The organism is Streptomyces sp. NRRL F-5650 (genome assembly GCF_000721365.1).
Lineage (GTDB): Bacteria > Actinomycetota > Actinomycetes > Streptomycetales > Streptomycetaceae > Streptomyces > Streptomyces ardesiacus.
The window spans coordinates 1-1,644 of the sequence record NZ_JOGV01000119.1; the positions used below are offsets into that span (position 1 = coordinate 1).

The window sequence follows — 1,644 nt, forward strand, 5'->3', positions numbered from 1 at the left end:
GGCAGCGGGTGGACTGGGCCGCGTTGTACGCGGGCAGCGGTGCCCGGCTGACCGACCTGCCCACCTATCCCTTCCAGCACCGCCCCTACTGGCTCCCGCAGTCGTCCGCCGGCGACGTCGTCTCGGCGGGCCAGGAGGCCGCCGGGCACCGGATGCTGGACGCCGTGGTCCGCGTCGCCGACACCGACGAGTACGTCTTCACCGGCCGGCTGTCCGCGGGCACCCACGCCTGGGTCGCCGAGCACGAGCTGGGCGGCCGGGCCCTGGTGCCGGGCGTGGCCCTGATCGACATGGCCGTCCGCGCCGCCGACGAGGCCGGCTGCGCCTCGGTGGCCGAGATGGTGGTCACCGCTCCGCTGCGCGTGCCCGAGAGCGGTGGCGTACGGATCCAGCTCGTGGTGAAGGAGCCGCAGGACGGCGGGGACCGGCCGTTCGCGATCCACTCCTGCCCGGAGACCGGCGACGAGTGGATCCTCCACGCCACCGGCACGCTGGCGTCCGAGGCCCCCGAGCCGGAGTTCGACCTGGGCGCCTGGCCGCCCGCGGACGCCCGGCCCGTACCGACGGACGGCTTCTACGACCGGCTCGCGGAGCACGGCTACGTCTACGGCCCGCTCTTCCGCGGCCTTCAGACGCTGTGGCACCGCGAAGGTGCCGCCGGAGCCGAGTACTTCGCCGAGGTCGGCCTGCCCGAGGGCACCGACACCGGCGGGTTCGGCATCCACCCCGGTCTGTTCGACGCGGCCATCCACCCGCGGGTGGTCGCCGCGATCAACGACGCCGGCGAGGAGTTCACCCTCCTGCTGCCGTTCGTGTGGAGCGGGATCAGCCTCTACGCCACCGGTGCGACCAGGCTGCGCGTGCGCATGGTCATCGACGGCGAGGCCGACTCCGCGACCTCCTGCCACGTGCAGCTCGCCGACGAGACGGGCCGGCCGGTCGCCGAGGTGCGGTCGGTGGAGGCCCGCCCGGTCTCCGCCGACCGGCCGGAGGGCCACGACGAGACCGCCCGCTCCCTCTACGGCCTCGACTGGATCCCGGCCGAACCGGCCCCGGTCGAGCCGGCCGGACGGTGGGCCCTGCTCGGCGCCGTCGGCGGGGAGCCGGCCGAGATGCTCGGGGCCGAGCGCCACGCGACGCTGGCGGAGGCGGCCGGGGCCGACGTCCTGGTCGTCGGCTACGCCGCGCCGCCCGGCGGCGAGGTCCTCGCGCCGGTGCACGACACGGCCGTCGAGGTGCTGGAACTGGTGCAGCAGTGGCTGGCCGACGACCGGTTCCGCGCCAGCCGCCTGGTCGTGCTGACCCGCGGCGCGGTGGTGCCCGGCGACGACGACACCGCACCGGACCTGGTGGGCGCCGCCGTATGGGGCCTGCTGCGGTCGGCGCAGGCCGAGCACCCCGACCGGATCCTGCTGGCGGACATCGACGACGACCCGGCCTCGGCACGGATCCTGCCCGCCGTCCTGGAGGCGGGACACGACCAGGTCATGGTGCGCGCGGGCACGGTGAGCGTGCCGCGCCTGACCCCGCAGCCGCCGCCGGAGGCGGACGCGGTCGGGGGCCGTCCGGTGCCCGATCCGCAGGGCACGGTCCTGATCACCGGCGGCACCGGCGCCCTGGGCGCCCTCTTCGCCCGGCACCTGG

At 76.2% G+C, this 1,644-nt stretch carries 1 protein-coding gene; it reads left to right on the plus strand.

The window, feature by feature from the left end; all coding sequences use genetic code 11:
- Window positions 1-1,644: polyketide synthase dehydratase domain-containing protein (locus IG88_RS0137640; RefSeq protein ID WP_031051343.1), on the plus strand; the 1,644-nt coding region annotated here is incomplete at both ends.